Source organism: Psychrobacter sp. NC44 (genome assembly GCF_904846655.1).
Classification (GTDB): domain Bacteria; phylum Pseudomonadota; class Gammaproteobacteria; order Pseudomonadales; family Moraxellaceae; genus Psychrobacter.
Map to the genome: position 1 here is coordinate 1 of NZ_CAJHBN010000014.1, position 25,472 is coordinate 25,472.

The 25,472-nt window shown below is 41.9% G+C and carries 20 protein-coding genes; 12 read left to right on the forward strand and 8 right to left on the reverse strand.

Annotation, left to right across the window (positions count from 1 at the left end; all coding sequences use genetic code 11):
• Positions 1 to 61: 61 nt before the first annotated feature.
• A complete protein-coding gene (locus tag JMX95_RS10450; protein ID WP_201560782.1) occupies positions 62 to 304 on the reverse strand; it encodes a hypothetical protein in 243 nt (80 codons plus the stop codon).
• Between the two features lie 45 nt (positions 305 to 349).
• Positions 350 to 1,165: a crotonase/enoyl-CoA hydratase family protein gene (locus JMX95_RS10455; RefSeq protein ID WP_109592288.1), complete on the reverse strand. Its 816-nt coding sequence runs from the start codon at positions 1,163 to 1,165 to the stop codon at positions 350 to 352.
• A gap of 216 nt (positions 1,166 to 1,381) precedes the next feature.
• Between JMX95_RS10455 and JMX95_RS10460 the strand changes: the two genes are divergently transcribed.
• Both JMX95_RS10460 and rlmF read left to right on the forward strand, forming a co-directional pair.
• A complete protein-coding gene (locus JMX95_RS10460) occupies positions 1,382 to 2,119 on the forward strand; it encodes a LysE family translocator (protein WP_109592286.1) in 738 nt (245 codons plus the stop codon).
• A gap of 65 nt (positions 2,120 to 2,184) precedes the next feature.
• Positions 2,185 to 3,222, forward strand: coding sequence for a 23S rRNA (adenine(1618)-N(6))-methyltransferase RlmF (rlmF, locus tag JMX95_RS10465; RefSeq protein ID WP_109592300.1), 1,038 nt, complete (start codon positions 2,185 to 2,187; stop codon positions 3,220 to 3,222).
• 123 nt (positions 3,223 to 3,345) lie between these two features.
• Here the strand turns inward: rlmF and JMX95_RS10470 are convergent, their stop codons facing one another.
• The 5 genes from JMX95_RS10470 to dnaA all read right to left on the reverse strand — a co-directional run bounded on the left by JMX95_RS10470 (position 3,346) and on the right by dnaA (position 11,363).
• Positions 3,346 to 3,927 carry a manganese efflux pump MntP family protein gene (locus JMX95_RS10470; RefSeq protein ID WP_109592284.1) on the reverse strand — a complete coding sequence of 194 codons (582 nt, stop codon included), beginning with the start codon at positions 3,925 to 3,927 and terminating at the stop codon, positions 3,346 to 3,348.
• 154 nt (positions 3,928 to 4,081) lie between these two features.
• A complete protein-coding gene (gene gyrB / locus JMX95_RS10475) occupies positions 4,082 to 6,697 on the reverse strand; it encodes a DNA topoisomerase (ATP-hydrolyzing) subunit B (protein ID WP_201560783.1) in 2,616 nt (871 codons plus the stop codon).
• Positions 6,698 to 7,199: 502 nt separating this feature from the next.
• On the reverse strand, positions 7,200 to 8,399 hold the full coding sequence (gene recF, locus JMX95_RS10480) for a DNA replication/repair protein RecF (RefSeq protein WP_109592298.1): 1,200 nt from the start codon (positions 8,397 to 8,399) through the stop codon (positions 7,200 to 7,202).
• 181 nt (positions 8,400 to 8,580) lie between these two features.
• Positions 8,581 to 9,756: a DNA polymerase III subunit beta gene (gene dnaN / locus JMX95_RS10485; RefSeq protein WP_109592280.1), complete on the reverse strand. Its 1,176-nt coding sequence runs from the start codon at positions 9,754 to 9,756 to the stop codon at positions 8,581 to 8,583.
• A 161-nt stretch (positions 9,757 to 9,917) separates the two neighbouring features.
• The gene (gene dnaA, locus JMX95_RS10490) at positions 9,918 to 11,363 is read right to left on the reverse strand and encodes a chromosomal replication initiator protein DnaA (RefSeq protein ID WP_109592278.1); all 1,446 of its coding nucleotides are present in this window, start codon (positions 11,361 to 11,363) and stop codon (positions 9,918 to 9,920) included.
• Between the two features lie 623 nt (positions 11,364 to 11,986).
• Between dnaA and rpmH the strand changes: the two genes are divergently transcribed.
• The 8 genes from rpmH to JMX95_RS10530 all read left to right on the forward strand — a co-directional run bounded on the left by rpmH (position 11,987) and on the right by JMX95_RS10530 (position 19,433).
• Positions 11,987 to 12,121, forward strand: a complete 135-nt coding sequence (gene rpmH, locus JMX95_RS10495; RefSeq protein WP_007394757.1) for a 50S ribosomal protein L34 — start codon at positions 11,987 to 11,989, stop codon at positions 12,119 to 12,121.
• 200 nt (positions 12,122 to 12,321) lie between these two features.
• Positions 12,322 to 12,693: a ribonuclease P protein component gene (gene rnpA / locus JMX95_RS10500; protein WP_109592276.1), complete on the forward strand. Its 372-nt coding sequence runs from the start codon at positions 12,322 to 12,324 to the stop codon at positions 12,691 to 12,693.
• A 1-nt stretch (position 12,694) separates the two neighbouring features.
• Entirely contained in the window at positions 12,695 to 13,072 is a 378-nt protein-coding gene (gene yidD / locus JMX95_RS10505) for a membrane protein insertion efficiency factor YidD (RefSeq protein ID WP_109592274.1), read from the forward strand.
• Positions 13,073 to 13,283: 211 nt separating this feature from the next.
• On the forward strand, positions 13,284 to 14,981 hold the full coding sequence (gene yidC, locus JMX95_RS10510; protein ID WP_055125623.1) for a membrane protein insertase YidC: 1,698 nt from the start codon (positions 13,284 to 13,286) through the stop codon (positions 14,979 to 14,981).
• A 192-nt stretch (positions 14,982 to 15,173) separates the two neighbouring features.
• On the forward strand, positions 15,174 to 16,619 hold the full coding sequence (gene mnmE / locus JMX95_RS10515; RefSeq protein ID WP_109592272.1) for a tRNA uridine-5-carboxymethylaminomethyl(34) synthesis GTPase MnmE: 1,446 nt from the start codon (positions 15,174 to 15,176) through the stop codon (positions 16,617 to 16,619).
• A gap of 148 nt (positions 16,620 to 16,767) precedes the next feature.
• Positions 16,768 to 17,244 (forward strand): transcriptional regulator NrdR, encoded by a 477-nt coding sequence (gene nrdR, locus JMX95_RS10520; protein WP_045442876.1) that lies wholly within the window; start codon positions 16,768 to 16,770, stop codon positions 17,242 to 17,244.
• 37 nt (positions 17,245 to 17,281) lie between these two features.
• Entirely contained in the window at positions 17,282 to 18,337 is a 1,056-nt protein-coding gene (gene ribD / locus JMX95_RS10525) for a bifunctional diaminohydroxyphosphoribosylaminopyrimidine deaminase/5-amino-6-(5-phosphoribosylamino)uracil reductase RibD (protein WP_109592270.1), read from the forward strand.
• 421 nt (positions 18,338 to 18,758) lie between these two features.
• A complete protein-coding gene (locus tag JMX95_RS10530; RefSeq protein WP_109592268.1) occupies positions 18,759 to 19,433 on the forward strand; it encodes a riboflavin synthase in 675 nt (224 codons plus the stop codon).
• A gap of 82 nt (positions 19,434 to 19,515) precedes the next feature.
• Here JMX95_RS10530 and JMX95_RS10535 read toward each other — a convergent pair whose 3' ends face one another.
• Positions 19,516 to 22,356: a response regulator gene (locus JMX95_RS10535; protein WP_055125627.1), complete on the reverse strand. Its 2,841-nt coding sequence runs from the start codon at positions 22,354 to 22,356 to the stop codon at positions 19,516 to 19,518.
• Positions 22,357 to 22,705: 349 nt separating this feature from the next.
• On the opposite strand from JMX95_RS10535, the gene fmt reads away from it, so the two are divergent.
• Both fmt and JMX95_RS10545 read left to right on the forward strand, forming a co-directional pair.
• Positions 22,706 to 23,758, forward strand: a complete 1,053-nt coding sequence (gene fmt / locus JMX95_RS10540; protein ID WP_407691885.1) for a methionyl-tRNA formyltransferase — start codon at positions 22,706 to 22,708, stop codon at positions 23,756 to 23,758.
• 119 nt (positions 23,759 to 23,877) lie between these two features.
• Positions 23,878 to 25,446, forward strand: a complete 1,569-nt coding sequence (locus tag JMX95_RS10545; RefSeq protein WP_201560784.1) for a transcription antitermination factor NusB — start codon at positions 23,878 to 23,880, stop codon at positions 25,444 to 25,446.
• The last annotated feature ends 26 nt before the right edge of the window (positions 25,447 to 25,472 follow it).

A 25,472-nucleotide genomic window follows, 5' to 3' on the forward strand; every position in this document is an offset into this window, starting at 1 on the left:
GATCCAAAACGTCAATTACACCAGCTAAAACAATGGGTTAAACAGGAACTGAACTAGTTATCTAGGACAGCCCCTTATTTAAACTACCTTTTTCGTGTTTGACTTCAACTTGTGAATCATCTTCAATAGTCACATCACCCCAAATCTCTATATAGAGTGTTTGATCCTCTGTCAACTCTAAGCATTTTTCTAAAGCAACTAAGTTCTGGTAAGTAATACCTTGTACAGAGGCAATAGCGTTATTTTTTAGTTTTGACATCCCTTTATATCCACTTTGTGTATGGTAAACACCTAACTTTACCATACATATATCTGCTGAAAATATACTTAATTAACTTTAGTTTGTTTTTTACCGTCCCACAAACTCAGCTTCCCGTCTCTCAACCATCGCCATCGCACCCTCTTTGGCATCTTCTGAATGAAACAAATGTGGCAGATAACCATGAATATTAGCTAATGCTACTTTTGCGCCATTGCGACTGGCCTCTTGTGCTGAGGATAGTAATCCTTGTACGCCAAGCGGTGCAGCTTTGCAAATCTCTTTAGCGATAGTTAGCGCGCGCTCGTATTCTTCTCCATTTGCCACCACTTCGCTGACCAAATTCAATCTATCAGCCGTTTGCGCGTCAAAGTTTTTACCTGTTAATAGATACGGCATGGCTTTTTGCCAGCCAGCTGCTGCTACAAAGCGTACAGTCGCACCACCAAACGGCATAATACCGCGCTGAACTTCCATTTGCGCAAAGTTGCAGTTATCACTAGCGATAACGACATCACTATTGAGCATCAACTCAATCCCAGCGGTAAAGCAAGTGCCTTGTACTGCGACGACGACTGGTTTAGTGCGCAGTTTGCCACCGATTCCCCATGGATCTATTTGGGTTTCATCGAATTCAAATGCGCCTTTATCCCATTTATCTTGTAGCTCCATCAAATCAAGCCCAGCGGTAAAATGCTCTCCATGGGCGAATATCAGCGCACAGCGAAGATTGGCATCATTTTCGTATTGAGTGAGTGCCTCAGAGAGTTGCTTAATCATATGGCTATCAAAGGCATTGCGTTTATCCGCGCGATTGAGCCCGATCAAACAGATGTAATCTTGGACGTCATAGGTAATGCGAGTGTCACTGCTAGTGGAATTACTATTATTACTTTCCGTAGTCATGTTTTTATCCTTATTAGAGCGATCGTTTTATGGTTTGTCCTATGGCGAATTAACACTGCTAAAAATCATGTAACTTACTTTCAATATAGACATACGCTACGTGCAACGCAAGCATCGTTTTAGCATGAGCCTCAATAGCTGGTACCAATATCAGTTGACCTCATTTACGCTAATGTGCAACTATTATCCAACTCAAGACATGACTCAGAGCATTTTATGGAATTTTGGCACGGTTTTTTGCTTATCACCAGCGTCCATCTACTCGCTGCCGCCTCTCCGGGTCCTGATTTTGTATTAGTCTCGCAGCAAACCTTGGCAAAAGGGAGGCGCACCGGTTTGATTTGTAGCTTTGGTATTACCTTGGGTCTTGCCGTACACATCATTTATTCGGTGCTAGGACTAGCAACACTGATTGCCCATTCGCAGCCACTACTCACTGCTATTAAATGGTTGGGCGGTAGTTATCTTATTTATCTAGGATGGCAAGGTATTCAAGCCAAACCGGAAAAAATATCAGAATTAGCAAATCCAGTAGAGCTAATAGATTCAGGTGTTCACGTTTCACAAGATATGCTTATTAAGCAAACGACTTCTACCAATCATACCGAACTTTCTGATAAAGCCATTTCTAATAAAAAACTGCCTACTGATACAGACTCAACCGCTTCCATCCTACGGCGTGGCTTTTTTTGCAATGTGTTTAACCCAAAAGCACCAGTATATTTCGTGGCGATATTTACCCTCGTACTATCACCCGATATACCGCTTTGGCAACTGGCTATTTATGGCGTATGGATGATGGTCTTGCAGATGGCATGGTTTAGTACCGTGGTGATGTTACTGTCTATTCCTGCCATTCATCGTCGCTTTCAGCGTTTTGAACATTGGATCGACCGCGTATTAGGTACAGCGATGATAATATTGGGATTAAATCTGATTTTACGTAGCCGATAAGACGCTAGTGACTCATGAAATCTGCTAAAATGGTGCATTATATTCAAACATCAAAGCCTGATACTATGACCAGTAAGCCTATGAACCGTCGCCCGACCGCCAATAATCACCGAAACAGATCGCCTGAAACTGCTAAAAAATTAGGGCAGCTACATCCGCGCAATCCGCACCAAGGTCGTTATGACTTTGAAGTATTGACTCGCGCTTTGCCTGAGCTTGCTAAGCACACCATTACCAATCCTAAAGGCGAGTCGACGATTAACTTCTCAGACAGTGCCGCCGTGCGCGTCCTTAATCAGGCACTACTAGCAAATTATTATGGTGTGAAATTTTGGGATATTCCGGAAGGTTATCTCTGCCCACCGATTCCGGGACGTGCCGATTATATTCACTACATTGCTGATTTGCTTGCGCAAACAACGCATGTGAATAAAGACAATACGCCACCGACTGGCAAAGAAATCCATGCCCTTGATATTGGTACGGGTGCCAGCGCGATTTATCCGATTGTTGGTAGCCAAAGCTATGGCTGGCGCTTTACGGCTTCAGACATTGACCCTATTTCAGTCAATACGGCTGCGCTGATTTGTGAAACCAATCCAAAGCTAAAAAGTGCCGTTAAAGTCAAACTACAGACCGAACCTAAATTTATTTTTAAAAATATCATCGGTCGCCAAGATTACTTTGATGTGGTGGTTTGCAACCCGCCATTCCATGCCTCATTAGAAGAAGCGATGGAAGCCAATAGCCGTAAGCAGCATAATTTGCAACGACATCGCGGTAAGAATGAGAACGCACAAATTAGCCGCAGCTCAACCAAGTCTGGTAATGCCGCGCAAAACCTAAACTTTGGTGGTCAGCATAAAGAGCTATGGTCTGAGGGTGGTGAGATTGCCTTTTTAACCAAGATGGCAAAAGAGAGTCAAGATTTCGCTGAGCATGTTGGCTGGTTCACAAGTTTAGTCTCAAAATCAGAAAACGTAAAACCTCTGCAATTGCTGTTAAAACAACTTGGTGTTGCCCAAATGCGCATCATTGAGATGAGCCAAGGTCAAAAAAGTACGCGTATACTCGCATGGCGTTTTGATACTGACGAAGAGTAGATAGTAGTTAATATAAAATAGTTATAGTTTCACGTGAAACAAAGCCTTTGTTAAAAAAGTACCCCTTTGATCATCAAAGGGGTGCTTTTTATTGTAGAGAATCAATTCAAATAATGATACTTATTAACGGATAAACATCACCTTTATGCCAATGGCTATCAATACTAATCCACCAAGTATCTCAGCTTTGTCCTCGAGCCACGTTCCTGAAGACTTACCTAAGTAGATACCTAAAAAGCCAAATACAGCGGTGACAATAGCGATGATTAAACAGGCTAACCATGCATTAACTACCAGTAAATTTAAAGTAAAGCCTGCTGCCATTGCATCAATACTGGTGGCAATAGCCAATGTAAACATCATACGATGGTTGATTTTTTCTTGTATATTTTCATCGAAACTGCCTGCTAATACCGCTTCAACCTCACCATTAAACGCTTCATATAACATCTTAGCGCCAAGCACAATAAGAATCCCACCACCAATCCACGGTGCAGCAGTCGCTAACCAGCCTAATAATACTGCACCCAATAGATAACCTATCAGCGGCATCACGCCTTGCGCAATACCAAAATACAGCGCTGCATAAATGGCTAAACGAAGCACATAAGCAGATGATTGCTTTTGCGATTTAGCCCCTAGCCCAATTGATACCGCAAATGCATCCATCGCCAAGGCTATCGCAAGTAAAAAAACTTCAATCATTTCTATATCCATTATCTAAAGAAATTCGTGAACTAAGTTTCACGTGAAACAATTCTAACATCAAAAAACCACCGCCTTGATTGCCAAAGCGGTGGTTTTTTTAATTAATTAACAATGATTTCGCAACTTTTTATGTCCAACTTAGAGGCCCAACCTAGATGTCTAAATTAGACACCGTCAATGCGTTCTCTTCAATGAAAATACGACGCGGTTCAACATGATCACCCATCAAGCAGGTAAACATATGATCCGCCGCAATCGCGTCTTCAATCGTCACGCGTAGCATACGACGGTTTTCAGGATCCATCGTGGTATCCCAGAGCTGATCTGCGTTCATTTCACCCAGCCCTTTATAGCGCTGAATTGCTAGACCACGACGCGCATCAAGCATCATCTGCTGCCAGAGATAATCAAAGTCACGTACAGGAATGTCTTTGGTCGTACCAGTCGTTGCTTCACGGCGGATAAAGGCATCCTCTGCAAGCAAGGTATTCCATTCAGCAGACAAACGCAGCAACTTGCTGTACTCGCCCGAATTGATAAAGCTAGCATCTAGCAGATAATGATGGGCTAACTGGTGCACATAAACCGTAATACGCGGTAGCCACTGTGCTTTAGCAGATAACGCTTCACTATCAGACGCCGCGCCTTCTACAGTTTCTACCACAGGCTTCATACCCAGTAAATCAGCAGCAGCAGCATCCATATTTTTTGGTTGCGGCGCATGGATATTGACCAGTTCAATCTCCGGACTCAAGTCACTACCGAAGTGCTCAAGCTGAGCTTGCATCGCCTCTTTCCAAGCTTGCATCGCAGGAAAATCATAAGTCATATCAGTGCTAAGCTTCGGCGTATGCGTCAGCGCATCCAATAACACCGCTGGGAAACGAATCTGCAAACGTGCCTTTATCAGCTGCGTTTGGTTATAATCATTCAGTAGCGTCTCTAGCGCTTGACCAGTAATCGCAGGCGCATCCGCACTGATATGCAGCTTAGTATTATCAATCGTTGAAGACAATAAGTACGCTTTGAGTGCTTCGTCGTCTTTTAGGTACAGTTCTTGACGACCTTTTTTCACTTTATAAAGCGGTGGTTGGGCGATATAAATATAACCACGTTCAATCAGCTCAGGCGTTTGACGGAAGAAGAAAGTCAGCAACAGGGTACGAATATGTGAACCATCAACGTCCGCATCGGTCATGATGATGATTTTATGATAGCGTACTTTATCCGGATTATATTCGTCTGGACCAATGCCACAACCAAGCGCAGTGATAAGGTTACCCACTTCAGCAGAAGACAGCATTTTGTCAAAACGTGCGCGCTCTACGTTTAGGATTTTACCTTTCAATGGCAAGATCGCTTGGGTTTTGCGGCTACGGCCCTGCTTTGCTGAACCACCTGCAGAGTCACCCTCCACAATGTAAAGTTCTGACAATGCTGGATCTTTTTCTTGGCAATCTGCTAACTTACCGGGCAGACCAGCGATATCTAACGTGGTCTTGCGACGCGTCATTTCACGCGCTTTACGAGCGGCATCACGAGCACGAGCGGCATCAATTATTTTGCCAGCAATAGCCTTACCAGCGCTTGGATTCTCTTGCAGATAATCATTAAACTTATCATGCATTGCTGATTCGACCGCTGATTTTACTTCACTTGATACCAGTTTATCTTTGGTTTGACTCGAAAACTTAGGATCTGGAACTTTAACGGATACGATAGCGGTTAGACCTTCACGCGCATCATCACCAGTAGCAACGACCTTCTCTTTTTTAAAGAGATTCTCGCGATCCATATAGGTATTCAAACAACGCGTCAACGCTGAACGAAAGCCAGATAGATGCGTACCACCATCCCTTTGGGGAATATTGTTGGTGAAACAAAACACTTTTTCGTTATAAGTATCTGTCCACTGTAACGCCACTTCGACACTGATACCATCATCTTGCTCACTCACAAAATGAAAGACTTCATTGATGCCATCTTTACCAGCATTGATATAGCTGACAAATTCTGACAAGCCGCCTTTGTGTTCAAACTCATGACGCTTATCAATACGCTCATCCGTTAAAACAATGCGTACGCCCGAGTTCAAAAATGATAGCTCACGCAAACGCTTCGCTAAAATATCGTACTCAAAGATGGTGCCAGTAAACACATCGCTACTTGGATAAAAGCGAATTTGCGTACCAGTTTTGTCGGTTGGTTCCATCTGCTGAATGTCCGCATCAGGCACCCCATCAGTATAGGTTTGATGGTAGTGATAACCTTCACGCCAGATGTTCATTTCAAGCTTTTTCGATAGGGCGTTAACGACCGAGACACCAACACCATGTAAGCCGCCTGATACTTTATAGCTGTTATCATCGAACTTACCGCCTGCATGCAAGACAGTCATAATGACCTGCGCCGCAGATACACCCTCTTCTGGATGGATATCGACAGGCACGCCGCGACCATTATCCATGACGCTCACAGATTCGTCTTCGTGGATAATGATATCGATTTGATCACAATGACCCGCCAGAGCCTCATCGATAGAGTTATCCACCACCTCAAAGACCATATGATGTAAGCCTGTACCATCATCCGTATCACCGATGTACATACCAGGGCGTACGCGTACCGCTTCTAACCCGCGCAATACACGAATATCTTTGGAGCTATAATCAGAAGGTAAACTTTCAGGAACCACCGCTGGTGCCGTAGTTTCAGCAATGCTGTCTGACGTCAGTTTCTCGTGGTCGGTAGGTAATGAATCACTCATGTGCATTCCTTAATCTAGCCATAATCAGCCGTTTGTTATTAGCGCACCACTACGATGACGCCTCATAACGTTATTTTAGACTTAATTTTTATAGTCAAAACCTTTGATAAGCATTACCAGCTAAAACACGATTAGCTAAAAATTCTTGAGTGTTGATAGCGACTTAAAAAGAGTTTCAAGTCCGCGCTTTTTCTCTCTAACATCGGCTTCTTTTTTTAAACATTATAAAAACCAAGAGAGCAAATAAAACATTTATTTATCAAATACTTAGAAATTTACAGGCATTGGAAAATACCTATATAACGTCATCAAACAACTTGCTGAGAACAGGACAAAAATAAAGCCCCATTTTAGCATTTTTTTGCCTCTAAGTCACTGTTTACTGAGCGTTTTATGCCTATAAAACCAGCTCGAAAAAATAGCCTATATCATTACGAAACGACAGGTAGATAAGTATCGATATGAAAGCCCGTGGAGAAAGGAAATAATATAAAGGAAATAATTAAGGACTAAAGATTTGACCTTGTTTCACATGAAACGTACTGGGTTTTGACCAATATTGATGCACCAAAGGCAAAATATCGTCGGTCAAACTGGTCATAAATACCTGACATGGCAGCTGCGCTAACGTCGACAATAGAATATCTATCGCCCTATAATCAAGCTCTGCAGTAATATCATCTAGCAATACCACTGGTGTCACCTGAGCACTATCATTTGATAGGTCATTAGTTTTTTGGGTATTTAGCAGTAATGGCAGTTGCGATAAACGCAGTGCTGTGATTAATAGCTTTTTTTCACCACGCGACAACACATTGGCTGCCTGCTCTTTTATAACAGGTACTTTGAGGTTAGTGTCCGCTTCATGCATTGTATCTGAGAGTTCGTTATTCGACGCTGCCGAGTCATTAGAACGCCAATGCACATGAACATCAGCACGGTGATTACCGATACGAGTATATCCCAGTTGCAAATCCTGTTCTAAGCGCTCGTTAAGCTGTATATCCAGCGCAACAGTAGTATCGTAACCAGCATTATAGCTAAGGCTCAATTGCTCCGCATAAGCGGGTAATAACTGCGCGATACTTTCAGCAAAATAAGGCTGCCATTCTGCGAATATGCGTTCGCGATAATGATGAATCAGTGCCGCATGATTACTAAGTCCTTTGTCCCACGATTTTAGTTCAGTGAGCTGCACTTGGGTCAAATGACGTGTCTTTTTTAGCAAACTATTGCGCTGTTTTAATAGACGCTGATAGGCGAGCCATTGCGGGTGGAAACCTTGTTTCATGTGAAACACTAGCCAATCTAGCAGCTGGCGACGACTAGCACTACCCTGCTCTAACATATCCATCGTCGATGGATCTATCAGTAGCGTTGGTAGCTGCTCAGTTAAGATGCTTTGGTTATAGACAGTGGTTTGATTCAAACGTAGAATTGTGGTCGCGTCAGCTTGTTTCTGGATAGCTAAGGTACTACTATTATTGAGTCTAGCGTATACAGTCGCTGTATTTTGATGGTGCTGAATATAGCGTTTTGGCTGGTGATGACGAAAGCTTTTTCCTCTTGATAGCAGAAATATGGCTTCAAGTAATGAGGTTTTACCGCTGCCATTGGCACCGATAATGACGTTGCAAGCTGTTGCATGTAGATTGACGTGCGTCAGGTTGCGTAGGTTGGATATTTGTAGACGTTCAATCATAATGCCGACAGCCACCTATTGACGCTACCTATAATAATAGGCAAAAGTTTAATAATAATTAAATTTAAAATACTGGATTTTAATCAAAGACTCTCAGCTTACCTTAATTTTTTAGTGCAAACTGAGTGTCTTTAGTCCCTGCTATTAAGCCTATTGAAAACATATAGAAATTATACAGAAACTATATACGCATTGGCATAATGACATACTGATGGAACTCATCATTCAGCTGATTGACTAGCACCGACGCGTTTGATTGACTCATGTGCATTTGCAAATCACCTTGAATCACACCAAGCACATCTTGTAAATAAGCCGCATTAAAAGACAGCTCCATCGGCTCACCTTGATACTTCGCCTGTATCATCTCCACCGCTTCATCTTGCTCTGCATTATTAGCACGCACTTCTACCATGCCATCGCTGGCAAAATTAAACACCACACCGCGAGATTTTTCATTACTCAAAATCGCGACACGGCGCAGTACGTCCGTCATTTTTGCTTGATTGAATAAAGCCAATTTATCCGTATTACTTGGCATCACTCGGCGATAATCAGGGAATTTTCCATCAATCAGACGCGCAGTGAAAGTAACCATCAGGTTCTGATTGACCTGCCCGGCACTATCAACGTCACCAAAGGGTAAGCTCACTTGCAAAAACTCACGACCGAAGCTCAAGGTGACCTGATTGTCTTGCTCACCAAGCATTTTTCCTAGCTCAGAGGCCAAGCGCTCAAGCTCAATGACAGCTTTACGGGGCAAAATAGCCTGCATATTTAAATCAGCACTGACATCGATAACGCTGCGCGCCAAAGCCAATCGATGCCCATCGGTTGCAACCGTCGTCAGCTGCTGTTGCGACACATCAAACAACATGCCAGTCAAATAATAGCGTACATCTTGAATCGCCATTGCAAACTGCGTTTTATGAATCAAATCGATAAGACGATTGCGACTGATGGTCAATGGCGTGATATTTTCGGGATTACCCAAACTCGGATAATCTTCGCTAGGTAATGTCCCTAAGGTGAAGCGACTCTTGCCACTGGTTAATAAGCAGCGTTCATTTTCTTGAGTGGCCAAATTAATTTGAGCTTGTGCAGGCAATGATTTACAGATGTCTTTTAATTTTGTTGCAGGTAAGGTCGTGGTACCAGCTTCAACACAAGCACCAGCAGGCAGTTTTAAAGTCGATGTCAGCTCTACTTCTAAATCAGAAGCCGTCAAAATAAGCGTTGATTCGGATAGCTGTAGCTTGATATTGCCCAAAATAACCATATTGTGCCGTTTATCAGCAGCCTTGGCGATCAAATTAATGGCTTTTAGTAACGACTCTCGATTAATCGATAATTGCATGCTTGGTTACTCTTATTTAAATGATTTTTATTATAAAACTTAACAATAATGGCTTAATCATACCCTGTCTATTGACTATAATCCATTCGCTGTCTGTCTACTCGTATTTTTAATATTATAAACCATATCAATCTACTAAAACACAGTGATACCGCGACCTGCTAACCCGCTTGCAGCATCAATGCCAGTGTTTTGTAATCCTTATCAAAGGCAGGATCAGCTGCTCGTAGCTCATTAACTTTATCGCAAGCATGCATCACCGTTGTATGATCGCGACCACCGAATGATTGACCAATCTCAGGAAAGCTATCACCAGTCAACTCACGCGATAATGCCATCGCTATTTGACGCGGTCTAGCAATACTGCGTGTGCGTTTACGACCCATCATCTCTTTGATGGTCACATCATAGTACTCAGCGACCACTTTGCGAATATTATCCATATTCACAGCTTGCACACGCATCGCGACGATGTCTTTTAGCGCATATTGCACCATTTCAAGAGTAATCTGTGCACCCGTCAAGTTAGCATTGGCAAAGACTTGATTTAGAGCACCTTCTAAACGCCTAACATTTGAAACCACATTTTGAGCGATGAATAATGCGCATTCTTTAGGCAGTGTCATACCATATGAAGCTGCTTTTTTTTGCAAAATTTGCACACGAGTATCAATCTCAGGCGGATCAACTGCTACAGTTAGCCCCCAAGAAAATCGCGATCTAAAACGTTCATCGAATTCGGTCATTTGCGAAGGATGACGATCTGAAGCCAAAATCAGTTGTTTATCACCACTGGTAAAATCTGCAAATAATGTCAAAAACTCATTACTACTTTTGGTTTTTCCTGCTAATACATGAATATCATCTACAATCAATAAATCCACTTTTTTAATTTTCTTTTTAAAATCTTCTATTTTATTATTTCTTAATGAATAAACCAATTGATTAATAAATTTTTCAGAAGTGAAATAATAAAAACTTTGATTATTTTTTAAATAGCGATGTGCTACAGAATGCATTAAATGTGTTTTTCCCAAACCAGAAGGTCCGTATATAAATAAAGGATTGTGTCGATTTTTTGATTGGCGCTTACCAAGCTCATAACAGGCTTTATAAGCCAAATTATTAGATTTTCCAGTGACAAAAGTTTCAAAAGTAAAGTCAGGATTTAGATAACTTAACGACTTGGCATCAGCAGAATCAACCAATTCTGCGTGACGCATATTGGCATCAATATCTGCTTTTGCATTGTTATGATGAATGGTTTCAAACTTATGGTCTGCAGGGGTAGGGGAGGGTTTATCTTCATCAAACAAAGACCCTGATTGCAATTGACGATTGTCTTCGTTATCGCGGCCAGCGTTATCAACACGCACAACCACCTCTTCGATACTTCCCTGACTGTGCTTAGCAACCAGCTGCTGTATCTCTTGCAAGTGGTTTTTTTTGATGTAAGTCACAAAATAATCATTAGGAGCAAGTATAGTCAGCGTTTGCGCCTCTTGATGAGCTGACAATGGTCTCAACCACATAGTAAATACGTTGTCTTTGACGTTATATCGTAGGTCATTTAGACATTTATCCCAAATATTTGCTGTGTCTATCATGAAAAATACTAACCCTATAATTTGAAATAATATTTGTGTTTTAGCAGTGTGATCTGTTGCGTAGCCCTTCATATTTTCCGCAATTATTTCCGTTGGAAACCATATTGGAAGTTACGTTGATAAACTATACGAAGCCACATATTAAGTAGGGGCTAATCTAACACAAATACCCTGTGGATAAAACCTTGTTTTTTGGGGATAAGGCTGTGGATACTTTTATGCATAACTTTGAAAGGTGAGTTATCCATATTTAACCCACAGGTTATCCACAGGTTTACCCATAGTACAATATATTGATAATAAAAAGGAAAACTTACTTAGCCACAGATAATCGAGCTCCCAATAACAACAATAATTATATATATTAATAGTTAATTATTATAGATTTCGACACAAACTGTGGATAACTTTTGGGAATCCATCACTGAATTAATTAACTGAGTCGTTATTTTTGAGTTATGAATATGAACTTTACACACGATGAATCATTTAAAATGATATTTCCTCTGTCAAAATATCTGTCTGCATCGACATAGATTAAATTAGTTCATTGACCAAGATTCTATGCGGTGGTATAATCCTCCGTTATTACGAATTTAGTCCATTATTTTGATAGGTGAGTTATGAAACGTACATTCCAACCAAGCGTGATCAAGCGTAAACGTACTCACGGTTTCCGTGCTCGTATGGCAACTAAAAAAGGCCGTCAGGTCTTAGCTCGTCGCCGCGCTAAAGGACGTCATCGTCTTACTGTATAATCAGTAGATTGCGATAAGCATGGCTTATAGTGCTTGTTGTGTTTCTATTATTTATAGATTGCGATAGTCAATCACCACAACTGACACTTAGCCATATATTAAAAGCGCCCACATCGGCGCTTTTTTTGTCTCTGTACTTTGTTGTTATTTCTGCGCTATTATTTCCGCTACCGTTATTCGCTCTTATACTAGGTTGTGCTATGTCCAATACTGTTTCAGCGGCAGCTAATGCCCGCTTCACCAAAGAGCAGCGTTTGCTCACGCCTGCAGCCTTCCGTGAGGTTTTTGATGCACCTGAGCGTAAGCTTCATCAGAGCCATCTAATGGCATTTGTGCGTACCAATGATCATGGTCAGCCGCGAGTCGGGATGGCCATTACCAAGCGTAAAGTTCCTACGGCTGTCGCGCGAAATTTAATCAAGCGTCAAATACGTGAACATTTTCGTGTAAAGGCTCATTCTTTAGAAAACAAAGATATTGTTTTTATTGTCAAAAAATCTATAAAAGATATAGATAATAAAGAATTGAAGAATCAAATAATTAATATTATTAAAAAAGTAGAAAAAAAATAAAATGAATTTTTTATTTATTAATTTAAATAATATTCTTTATAAAATTATTTATTATTTTATTGTTTTTTATCAAAAGTTAATAAGTCCACTATTACCTGCTCGTTGCCGCTATTACCCTACGTGCTCGAATTATGGTAAACAAGCTTTGGCATGGCATGGAGTCCGAGCAGGCAGTTGGTTATTATTAAAACGTATCAGCAGTTGTCATCCTTTGGGTGGACACGGCATTGATTTTGTGCCGCTACCGTTATCCTCTTATCATTATCAATATGTACCTTTTAACGCACTAGCTACTAGTGTCAAAGTTCAAGGTTTATATGTTTTTAGAGATAATAAAGGCTATGTGTCTCGCTTAAACCATATGATGAAACTAACATAGCGTTCGTCATCGACTGCGAAGTTGTGGATATCTATTTAGTTACCCACAAGTTATCCACACTCTTGGTATCATTTAAGGCGGATTTTTAGTAAAATGATGCACATTTTATGTAAATGACTGGCAATACTGTTGTCACATATGATGATAATTGTACGGTCATGACACATGCCCTAATTTTTCATTCCCTAATTTTTTAATCTAGGAAAGGTTTATGCAAAAGATATTTCGGGTGATGATCATCATTGCGATGTTAATCACCGCTTATCTGCTGATTTTGGCATGGCGAGATGATTATGCCGATGCGCCAGCTGTAGATGCGGTGTCAGAAACCACTACTTCAGTAGGTGCTGATATCCCTTCGACAACTGGTGCCGCAGGTGATATTCCGGTACAGACGTTGCCTGTTGATAACAATACAGTCGCTAATGATGCTGTGACGGCAACGCCTGCTAAAGACACGGGATTAATCACGGTCACTACCGATCGCTATGATATAAAGATCAACCCAGAAGGCGGCGATATTGTTTATGCTGCTCTTAAGCAGTATGACGCAACGCTCGATAGCGATAAGCCTTTCGTATTGCTAGAGAATAATAGTAATCGCGTGTATGTGGCTCAGTCTGGTCTTATTGGTCCTAACGGTATTGATACTGCGGAAGGTCGTGCCAAATACAGCCATACTGCTAATAATTACGTCATGGAGGCCGGGCAACAGACGCTGTCAGTACCGCTTACTTATAAAAAAGATGGCGTGACCGTTACTAAGACCTTTACCTTTACTGAAAATAAATATCCGATTGATATTAGCTATCAAATACAAAATGCTTCTACACAACCGTGGCAAGGTCAGCTATTTGCCCAGTTGAAACGTGATGACAGTAAAGATCCAGGTATGTCTGATAAAGGTGCGCTTAGTATGGCGACTTACTTAGGCGGCGCTTGGGGCACCCCTGATGATCCCTATAATAAGCTCAAATTTAAAGACTTTAATGATGGTGAGCTAGCTGTTAGTAGTGATAAAGGTTGGGTTGGTGTTGTGCAGCATTATTTTGTATCAGCATGGATACCTGAAAACTTTACCGCTACTTTCTTTAGCCGTGAAACAGGCGATGATTACTTCATCGGTTTCAACAGTCAACCTGTCAATGTCGCGCCAAATAAACAAGTGACATTAGATGCTACGTTATACGCTGGTCCTAAGGTACAATCTGAGCTAAAAGATGTGGCAGTAGGCCTTAATAAAACGGTTGATTATGGTTTGTTATGGCCAATATCGAAAATTTTATTTGCCATCTTGGATGGTATTCATAAAGTCATCGGTAACTGGGGTTGGTCAATCATTGTATTGACGATTTTAGTCAAAATTGCTTTGATGTGGTTCTCGAATAAGAGCTACTATTCGATGGCGAAGATGCGTGCGATTGCGCCAAGATTAGCCGCACTTAAAGAAGAGCATGGCGACGATCGAATGAAGATGTCGCAAGAAATGATGGCTATTTATAAAGAAGAAAAAGTCAATCCAATGGCAGGTTGTTTGCCTATTTTGATGCAAATGCCTATCTTCTTAGCGTTATATTGGGTGTTGGTTGAGAGTGTTGAGCTGCGTCATGCACCTTGGATTTTATGGATTCAGGATTTATCGGCGATGGATCCTTGGTTTATTTTACCATTGCTGATGGGTGCCTCGATGTTTGTACAGCAGCAGCTAAACCCGCAGCCAGCTGATCCGATGCAAGCGAAAGTGATGAAGTTTTTACCAATCATCTTTACTGCTTTCATGCTGTTTTTCCCAGCGGGTCTCGTACTATACTGGACAGTCAACAACTTATTCAGTATGACTCAGCAATATATTGTCAATAAAAAAGTCGAAGAAGAGCAAAAGCGTCGTACTGTGAAAGTATTGGACTAAGTAGCTCATCAATTGATAAAAGACCATCGCTACGGCGGTGGTTTTTTTATGCGTGACATTTCTATTATCCCTCACTGATTTGAAATAAAATAAGCGCAAAGCATGGCTATTTAAAGTTTGCTTTGTCAGTCTGTGTCCAGCCGTCTATAATGGAGTTTTTAGCTATTGAGAGTAATTGTGGATTCCCTAGAGATGGCGTCAAACGTACCTAAAGCATCTGAACCACCTAAAGCATCTGGCTTGGCCACGATTGCGGCCATTGCCACACCGCTTGGAAGAGGTGGCGTTGGTGTTGTACGTCTGTCTGGTGCGCGTGCTTATGACATTGCCTGTACACTAACGGGTAAGTCTGCTTTTACGCCACGCATGGCCAGTTTTTGTCGTTTTTATCAGGCTGATGGTACAGTCATCGATGAAGGGTTAGTGCTGTACTTTAAAGGCCCGCATTCGTTCACAGGGGAAGATGTGATTGAGCTGCAAGGGCATGGCGGCATGATTCTACAAAACCAACTGCTAGCAAGGGTATTTGAGCTGGGCGCAAAACAAGCGGGTGCTGGGGAATTCTCTTATCGTGCTTTTGATAATGATAAATTAGATTTGGTACAAGCAGAGGCTATCGCTGATGCCATTGATGCGACCAGTGCTGCCGCTGCGAGTAGTGCCATTCGCTCGCTAAGTGGTGAGTTTTCAAAGAAGATTAATCAACTATTAGAGCAGCTTATTCATCTGCGTTTGCATGTTGAAGCGGCGATTGATTTCCCTGACGAAGAAGACGTGGATTTTTTATCAGACGGTGTTATACAAAGTAAACTTGAACAAACGCAAGACAAGATACAGCAAGTATTAGCGACTGCCAAGCAAGGTCAGCTCTTACGTGATGGTATTCATGTGGTCTTAGCAGGTAGACCAAATGCGGGTAAATCAAGCTTGCTGAATCGTCTGGCAGGGCAAGAACGTGCTATCGTTACTGACGTTGCTGGAACAACGCGCGATACGTTACAAGAAACCGTCGTGCTCAATGGTTTGACGTTGCATTTGACCGATACTGCAGGTCTGCGCGAGACTGAAGACACGGTAGAGCGTATTGGGATTGAACGCGCGCGTACCGCCATTACACAGGCTGATATGCTACTGATGGTCTACGATGTGACTCGTGATCTTGAAGAAGAAGATACACCGTTACAGCTTGCAGAACAATTATTTGGTGAGTTACCAGAGGCCAAACGCTTATTGATCATTGCTAATAAGAGTGATTTGTTAAGTGATTTACTAGATGATAGTAGCAGTCAAATACACTCTGTCTCGCAAATCGCAATAAAAGAACGTGGTTATGAACAAGTTAATGTTTCATGTGAAACAGGTGCTGGTATCGATAATTTAGTCGAAGCCTTGTGTGCTAAGGTCGGTTTTCATCCACCAGAAAACAGCCTAATTGCTCGCACACGTCATATAGATGCACTTAGACGCACAGCCGACTCTTTAGCAGAGGCGCACGAGCAGTTAACGGTCTTTCAAGCAGGAGAGTTAGTCGCTGAAAGCTTACGCCAAGCTCAAAACAGTTTGGGTGAGATTACGGGAGCGTTTAGTGCGGATGACTTGTTGGGCAAAATCTTTGGTAGTTTCTGTATTGGAAAATAATCAGCCGATTTTTTTGAATTACCTGATGCAGCTCGTTAATTCTCAGAAATTTCGGTCTTATAGTTTGGTCTTATAGTTTGGTCTTATCATTCGGTCTTATAAATAGTGACTGTGATTCTTGCGCTTAATATTGAAATAAGGAAACGCTATGCATTGCCCGTATTGTAACGCGTCAGAGACTAAAGTTATTGATTCGCGTCTGGCGGCAGAAGGTGCGCAAGTCCGTCGTCGCCGCTCATGCAATAGCTGCCAAGAGCGTTTCACTACTTTTGAGATGGTAGAAGTGGTGATGCCAAGAATCATCAAGTCAAGCGGTAAAATTGAGCCTTATGATAACGAAAAACTGCGCCGTTCTATCTTATTACCTCTACAAAAGCGCCCTATCACCATTGATGAACAAGAAGCGATGATAAGCCGTATTGAGAAGCGTGTTAGACAGATGGGTGAGCGCGAAATCAGTAGCAAGGTGTTGGGTGAGATTATCATGAGTGAGCTTAAAACGTTAGATGATGTTGCTTATGTGCGCTTTGCTAGTGTTTACCGCGACTTTCAAGATATTGATGCTTTCCATCAAGAGATTGCCAATATTCGCCCAAATGAAAAAGCTGACGATAACGTTAAATAGTTTTTACCCTCTACTTTTTTATTAAGTGTATCTCTTTATGACGCTCTCAAACCATACTCAGAATGCGCAAGACCGCTACTTTATGATGCTTGCGATCGAACAAGCCAAACAGGGTTTATATACCACCAGACCTAATCCAGCGGTAGGCTGTGTCATCGTGCAAGCAGAAGCGATCGTCGGTCAAGGGTTTCATCCGAAAGCTGGTCAGCCTCATGCAGAAGTATTTGCGCTAAAAGAAGCGGGTGCAAGAGCTTTAGATGCAACCGCCTATGTGACTTTAGAGCCTTGTAGTCATACAGGGCGTACGCCACCTTGTGCTTTGGGTCTTATTAATGCTGGTGTGAAACGTGTCGTAATCGCAGGGCTCGATCCCAATCCGCAAGTGGCAGGACGCGGTGTAAAACTGTTAGAGCAGGCTGAGATTGAAGTGACAGTCGGTATATTAACCGAGCAAGCAGAAGCTTTAAATCGTGGATTTTTAAAGGCAATGCGCACCCAGATGCCTTATGTACGACTTAAAATTGCCACCAGCCTTGACGGTCGTACCTCGATGGCATCTGGCGAGTCGAAATGGATTACCTCAGCGGCTGCCCGCGAAGATGTGCAGAAGCTACGTGCACAAAGTGGCGCGATTATTACCGGTAGTGAGACGGTTATCGCGGATAATCCACAGCTTAATGTACGTTCCAACCAATTAGCTGTGCCACCTAAACAAGTTCCTGCTCCTAAAGTTGTCGTACTCGATAGGCGTCAGCGCTTAGAATATAGCTTACAGTCTGACTATCAGTTATGCCGTCGACCGGATACGATTTATTGGCGCGAAGATAACTTAACTGAATTACTAAAAAAATTAGTCAGTGATCATCAATGTTATGACGTATTGGTAGAGGCAGGGGCTAGTGTTGCTGGTGGCTTCTTAAGCCAACAATTGGTAGATGAGTTGATTGTCTATCAGGCGCCTTGTTTGTTAGGCGCGCAAGCAAGACCGATGGTCGATTTTAACCCATTGTCTCTAGCTCAGCAGTTGCGTTTTAATATTTATGGCCATGAAACATTAAGTCCTGACCTTAAATTGACTTTATTCCCGCTATAACTTGTTATTTATAAACAGCTTATCCACAGTCTGTGCTAAATTTTTACTCAATGTGGATAAGCAGCTAGTGTCGTACAAAGTTCCACATGAAACTGTGTATAACTTTGTTTCACATGAAACAGAAAAATAGGTCTTTTATAAAAAATTTTATATTAATCCAATATAATCAGTAACTTAGGTTTCACTGTTAATCTTTCTTAATATTAGCCAACATCTAGTTTTCTGTGGATAACTTAACGGAAATGCGTGTTTTAATACGTTATGAGTTGATTTATCAGTACTTATCCACAATCTATCCCATCATAGACTTAATTAAGCTCAAGTTGCACTAAAAAAACTGGCTTAGACAAATGCTGCCACAATATTAATAGATCAAGATATATTGTCTATAAAGACAACATCATAATGAAATGAGGTCGATATGTTTACTGGAATTATAGAGAGTGTTGGAAAGGTTAAGTGCATGCAGCCTACGGGCGGTGATATACGTTTGACGATAGAGTCTAATGGTTTGGACTTTAATGATGTGAAGCTAGGAGATTCTATTGCCTCCAATGGTATCTGCTTAACCGTCGTAGACCTAGGTAGTAATCATTACTCGGTCGATGTCTCACGTGAAACTATCGCTCGTACCGCATTAGAAACTTTAAAAGCTGGTCACACAGTGAATTTAGAGAAAGCGATGCTACCAACCACGCGTTTTGGTGGTCATATCGTCGCTGGTCACGTCGACGGCGTCGGCGTGGTCAGCAAGCTGCAACAAGATGCGCGCTCTATCTATATCGAAATTGAGATACCACAAGAGCTGGCGCACTATACAGCGACTAAAGGCTCCATCACGGTTGATGGTATTAGTCTGACGACCAATCTTGTAAGAGACAATATTGTCTCTTTAAATATCATTCCTCATACCGCACAAGTGACCAATATCGCTAAGCATTGGCTGGTTGGAAATAAGGTCAACATCGAAGTGGATATCGTCGCGCGCTATTTAGAACGTTTGTTAAATAAGTCGCAAACCAGTGGTATGAATACGCCAAGTCCGCAAAGCCAAATTACAGAAGCATTTTTAGCAGATAATGGTTTTATGAAATAATTGGTTCATGAATTAGCTGATTTATAAAGTAATTGATTTATAAAGTAATGGTTTAAACCTGAAGAGTCAGTTTTACAGATTGTCATGATTTTATGAAGCTCTGTAAAACCGACTCTAGCTCTTTTTTATTGATCGGCTTTGCTAAAAACTCATCCATTCCTACTTCTATACAAGCATCGCGATCTTCTTTGGTATTGTTTGCAGTTAGCGCCACAATCGCAATTTTATCGCCTTGCGCACGAATCGCTTGGGTAGCCTGAAGCCCATCCATGACAGGCATGCGACAGTCCATCAAAATGAGTGAGATATCTTGACGCTGTTGTTGTAGCATATCTAACGCCTGCTGACCATCTTCTGCGACCACACTACGATAACCAAGTTTACTCAATATCTTGCACGTTATTTTCTGATTGGTTGGACTGTCTTCTACTACCAAGATAAGTGGCAATACATTCTCGTTGGCCGCTTTATCTGCTTTATCTGCTTCGTTTGCTAGCTGCTTACACTCTTCTTTTATCTCTATGGTTTGAACCAGCTTCTGTCTCGCTGGTAAGGTTAAGCGCAGTAATTCAGAGAGCAATAAAGTCGCATCTAATGGCTTGCTCAAGAATCCTTCATATTTATCTAATAATATAGAGGGAATACGGCGCTCAGGTTTCATACTGAGTAGTATCTTTGGTAGCGACGGATTATCGAGTAGGGTATTTAATGCTTGTTGTCTATCATCATTCCTTATCGCCTGATTAGCAGAAGCAATAGACAGGGTTTCATAATATTCATAATCTAATAGCAAGATAGGGGCGAGTCTTTGCTCGTCTTGTGCCAATTTTTCGTTTAATTGTTGTAGATCTAATTTATCTATAGAGGTATAGATAGTAGCTGGCATCGATAAATATGCGCAAAAATCGCGCAGATGTTTGGCACGTAGTGGTTGTTTAATCACTGCTATTAGGTGGATATGAGTCAAATGCTGACTATGATGATAAATAGGCTGATAATTTGGACGTCTGCAAGGCAGATAAAGATTCAGACTGCTGCCTGCTGTCATCGTGCTTTTTATTTCAATAAAACCACCCAATAATCGCGCAAAGCTATTGACGTTATTTAATCCTAGGCCTTGCCCAGTCGTGTTCTTCTGAATGTAATTAACGTTTCGATGGGTGTTTTGATTGCTGCTTTTATTAAGCTGAACCAACAGTTGATGTTGCTTCGCTATATCGATGCCCATACCGCTGTCTTTTATGCTAAAACGAATCCAGTCGTGTGAGGCATGATTGGGATTGTCTTTATTGATTTGACTATTTTTAATCAGTGTAAGGTCTTTATTAAGATTTACTAAGCTTCGGTTTTTTGTTGCTAATATCTCTGCATTACTGACTGTTTCGATGGTCAGTGATACATAGCCAGAAGTGGTAAATTTCACTGCATTATCTAATAAGTCGTACAAGATTTGCTGTAGGCGCTGATGGTCTGTATCAATACAACGCGGACTGTCAGGTGCAAAAAAATACAGCAGCTCAAGTCCTTGCTGCCTTATCCTTTCTATAAATGACTGACTGACCTGTTGCCCCAGTCTATAAATATCAACAGGCTCAATGCTTAGGCGGGTTTTTCTTACCGCTATCTCCTCGATGTCTAGCACATCATTAAGTGTCGTGAGCATACTCTGACTGCTTTTAATTAAAGATATTAAAATGTCATTCTGCGCAGCAGTCAATGTCTCAGGATCAATCGGTTCTAGCGTGTCAATCATTGCTTCTAACGGTAGGCGCAAATCATGACCCATCGTCGATTTAATCGTATTAAATTCATCAATTTGGCGTTGTAGCCGTTGATTTTGTTGCTGTAATTGCCCTATTTGACTGGCAAATTCATTAACATTATTCAGCAGTACGGTAAAGCCGTGAACCTGACCATGTTCACCAAACCATGGCGTAATGTGTAGTTGGTAAGCCTGTTCATTTTCTAACCCATAGACTGTTAAGGTACGAGTAACGCGTAGGTTGGATAACGTTTGCAGCAATCGTTGCGTGGATTCATCTTTACCCGCGATAAAGTCCGTCAGTTCATAGTTGCTATCGCTTTGCGGTAAAGACATGAATATTTGTTCAAAGCGTTTATTAAAAAAGCTGATTTGACCATGACGCATGATCATCAGCATCGGTAAAGGGGATTGATCAACCAAACGTTCAAGACGATGTGTTAGGGTTTTAATGCGGCGATAGTCATTATGCAACTGGTAGCTGACACGGCTCAGCGCATGGCCTAAACGCAGAAACTCAGGCGTAGATTTTTTTTGCAAAAAAGGCGGCGGACTATAGGCTTCTTTTGCGTGGCTACTTAGATTGTCCGTATAAATCAGAAGTTGTTCCCAATTGGTGCGACGATTGAGCATATACAGCAAAGCGATAATAAAAAGCATGATCGCTGCCATCAATGGCAACCAGTAGCGATATGATATCCAGTCAATGATAAGCGGCTTATGGCGCAATATAATATAAAGCTGATGACCACTTTTTAGTTTAATGGTGCCGGTTAAGTTGCGATTATTGAGCGTGTAAGCACTATGACTGCCGTTATTAGAAGGAGATGAGCTAATAATAGGAAACGTAACGTTAGCAAAAGCAGGCTCATTGGGCTGAGTATGGCGATGGATATAAGTCTGCCCAGATGGCATCATAAAAACCAGCTGATAGCTTATGTCTTCAAATACGGGTTTTTCTAAAATCCTTTTAATGTCAGGATTTAGAAGATCATCACGTTCAGTAACTTCATACTGTAATGTATGAAAAGTATCGATACTGTGTTGTTCACTGTGTTTTTTTATCTCGTGAAACAGCGCAAAATAATAGATAGACAACATGACCAGCAAGGTCAGTGCATAAAATATGAGTAAGCGCTGTAAGGACTGAAACTGTTGCATGAAAGCGTGGTCCTATATCGACACAAGAAACATAGTGAGTAAGTCATCAGTTTGGCACAGTAGCTGGTTTATTCAAGCCGTTTTGTCTTTTACGGTTGTACAGCTATTATCTAGAAAAAAATGGCGAATGGCAGTGGAATATCGCTCAATCACGCATTGTTTTGTAAATAAACTCATCAATAAGAGCGCCCTGCTTACTTTCTATTATAAAGACAAACCGTATCATTGGTAACGCTCGATTACCGTTATTACAACCATGGCACAACATCGCAAACTCACCTATAATGAGTCAACCAACCCTATATAATGCCTGTTTATGACTACAATTGCTTCTGCCTCCGATTTATCCATGCCATCTACGACGAAAGATTGCTCATCTAGTAAGCGCTTAAGAGTTGCGTTTGCTGGCACTCCTGAGTTTGCCGCTGTTAGTCTTGAGGCGCTTATCAGCCAGCAAGAAGCATTGAATATAGACATCGTCGCTGTGTATACGCAACCTGATCGCAAGGCAGGACGGGGTCAAAAATTATCAGCCTCTGCAGTAAAGCAAGTCGCATTGGCGCATGATATTGCCGTTGAGCAGCCTCTCACCTTTAAAAAATCTAGTAGTGAAGGGTTGATCGCACGTGAGACTCTGCGTAGTTATCAGCCAGATGTGATGATTGTCGCGGCTTATGGCTTGATATTGCCGATTGGTGTATTGACCACACCGACTTATGGTTGCCTAAATATTCATGCGTCCTTATTACCACGCTGGCGCGGTGCAGCGCCTATTCACCGTGCATTATTGGCGGGTGATAGCGAGACTGGCATTACCATTATGCAGATGGATAAAGGGCTTGATACTGGCGACATGCTTTATAAAGTCAGTGCTCCTATTGAGGCTGATGATACGGCTGCCAGCCTCCATGATAAGATGGCTGAGCTTGGTGCGACGGCGATTATTACTGTGCTACAAGACTTGCCACATTATCAAGCACAGGCTGTACCTCAAGATGACAGTCAAGCCAACTACGCTGAAAAACTGGTCAAAACCGAAGGCGAAATCAACTGGACACAATCCGCTACTGAAATTGAGCGACAAATTCGTGGACTGACGCCATGGCCAGGTGCTTATAGTTTTTTGGCAGGGCAGCGCGTCAAGATTTTAGCCAGCTTACCTGTGAATCCGTCGCAGCAAACCAATCAGCCTGCTGGTACGGTCATCAGCGTTGGACGCAAAGCGATATTGGTAGCTTGTGGTCATGATAGTAATATTGATAATGGTGTCGAAAAACCGCAAGCCAGCACTTTAGCTATCACCCAATTACAGTTTGCTGGTGGTAAACCAATGACAGCCGAGCAAATCTGCCATGGCAACCAACTGAATGATGGTGACCAGTTCACAGCAGACTCAAAATAATTGCTCCTAAATCAGTTTAATACCGCTTAACCTTATTTATTTTTATATTCGTCATTTAATACCAAACAATCCAACTTTTATCAGACGCTAACTATTAGGCGTCAAGGAAATTCAATTTAATGAGAAGCACTGCGCCAAGAAACAATAAGCTCAAACCGTCAAGCAACCTTATCATGAATGGTAGCGTCCGCGTCCGCGTGATTCGCACCTTACTGGCGATTCAAAATGGTCAGTCGCTAGCGAGCGTCCTTGATCCGCTATTAAACAGTTTGCATGACGGTGATAAAGGTTTTGCTCATGCGCTATTGTTGACGACGTTGCGCCAATGGTACGCCCTTGAGCGTCTACTCGATAGTCTGGCTGATAACTCTATTGATGAAAAAGAAGTACGTACGACGATACAAGTAGGTTTAACCCAGCTGCTTTATTTGCAAGTGGCTGACCATGCGGCAATTCATGAAACGGTTGAAGCGGCAAAAGAAATCGAATTTGCGCATGCGACGGGTTTAATCAATGCCATCTTGCGTAAAGTCGCTAAGAACTCAAGTAAGTTCCGTAAGAAATGTGATAAAAAACACAGCTTACCGAATTGGCTTGCCTATCAGCTCAAGCAAGATTGGAGTGAGCAATATGACGATCTGATGCAGGGTTTACGTCAACCTGCACCGATGTTTTTACGCGTGAATACAGCGGTGACTTCGATAGAGGACTATCAGCAAGCATTGGTGGAATTTGAAGTTGAAGCAGATCTGGTTGAGCTAACAAGTGGTTTTAATTTAGCCAGCTCATCGGATGCAGCCGCATCTAATAGCATATTAACCAAAGGGTTAAGATTACATCAAAGTACCGCAGTCAATGCCTTACCGCAATTCGCTGAAGGAGCTGCTAGTGTACAAGATATGCATGCTCAGCTTGCCGCGCCGCTTATTCATAACGCTTTAATTAATAAGCTGAGTGTTAAAAACGACGATGCAGACGGCGATATAGACACCAATAACAACGAGATCCGCATTTTAGATGCTTGTGCAGCGCCGGGTGGTAAGCTTGCTCATTGGTTGGAATTAATCAGCTCAAATGAGTCTTCGTTGTTTCACGTGAAACAAGACGATGCTGAAACGTCGCCTGTGATTTCGAAAGTTAAGATTACTGCGATAGATAATGAAGCGCCACGTATCGAGCGTATTCATACTAATTTACAGCGCTTAAACCTAAGTCAGCACGACTTGCAGCAAGCTGAGAAAAATATTGAGCTTAATATTGTCTGTGCTGATGCGACCACATGGCAAGGGGCGGGTAAGAAAAAGAGTAAGCTCGTATTTGACGCTATATTACTAGACTCACCTTGTACAGCGACAGGCGTAATCCGTCGTCATCCTGATATCAGTATTTTGCGTACTGAAGAAGACGTTGAGCAAACGGCATTGCTACAAGCCGATATCTTGCATAATCTATGGCCACAACTTAAAGTTGGTGGTTACCTCTTATACGTCACTTGCTCTATCCTAAAGCAAGAAAACGTTGAGCAGATGCAGGATTTTATGACTCACTATAACAATGTAGTAGCCATTGAATTTAGCGACGATTGTAATTGGGGTATTGAACAGGCGATTGGTCGTCAGTGCTTGCCAATTGATAGCGAGAGCGGCGATGGTTTTTATTATGCCTTATTGCAAAAAACTGCTGAATAAACCGTTTTAACTAATAATCTCATTGT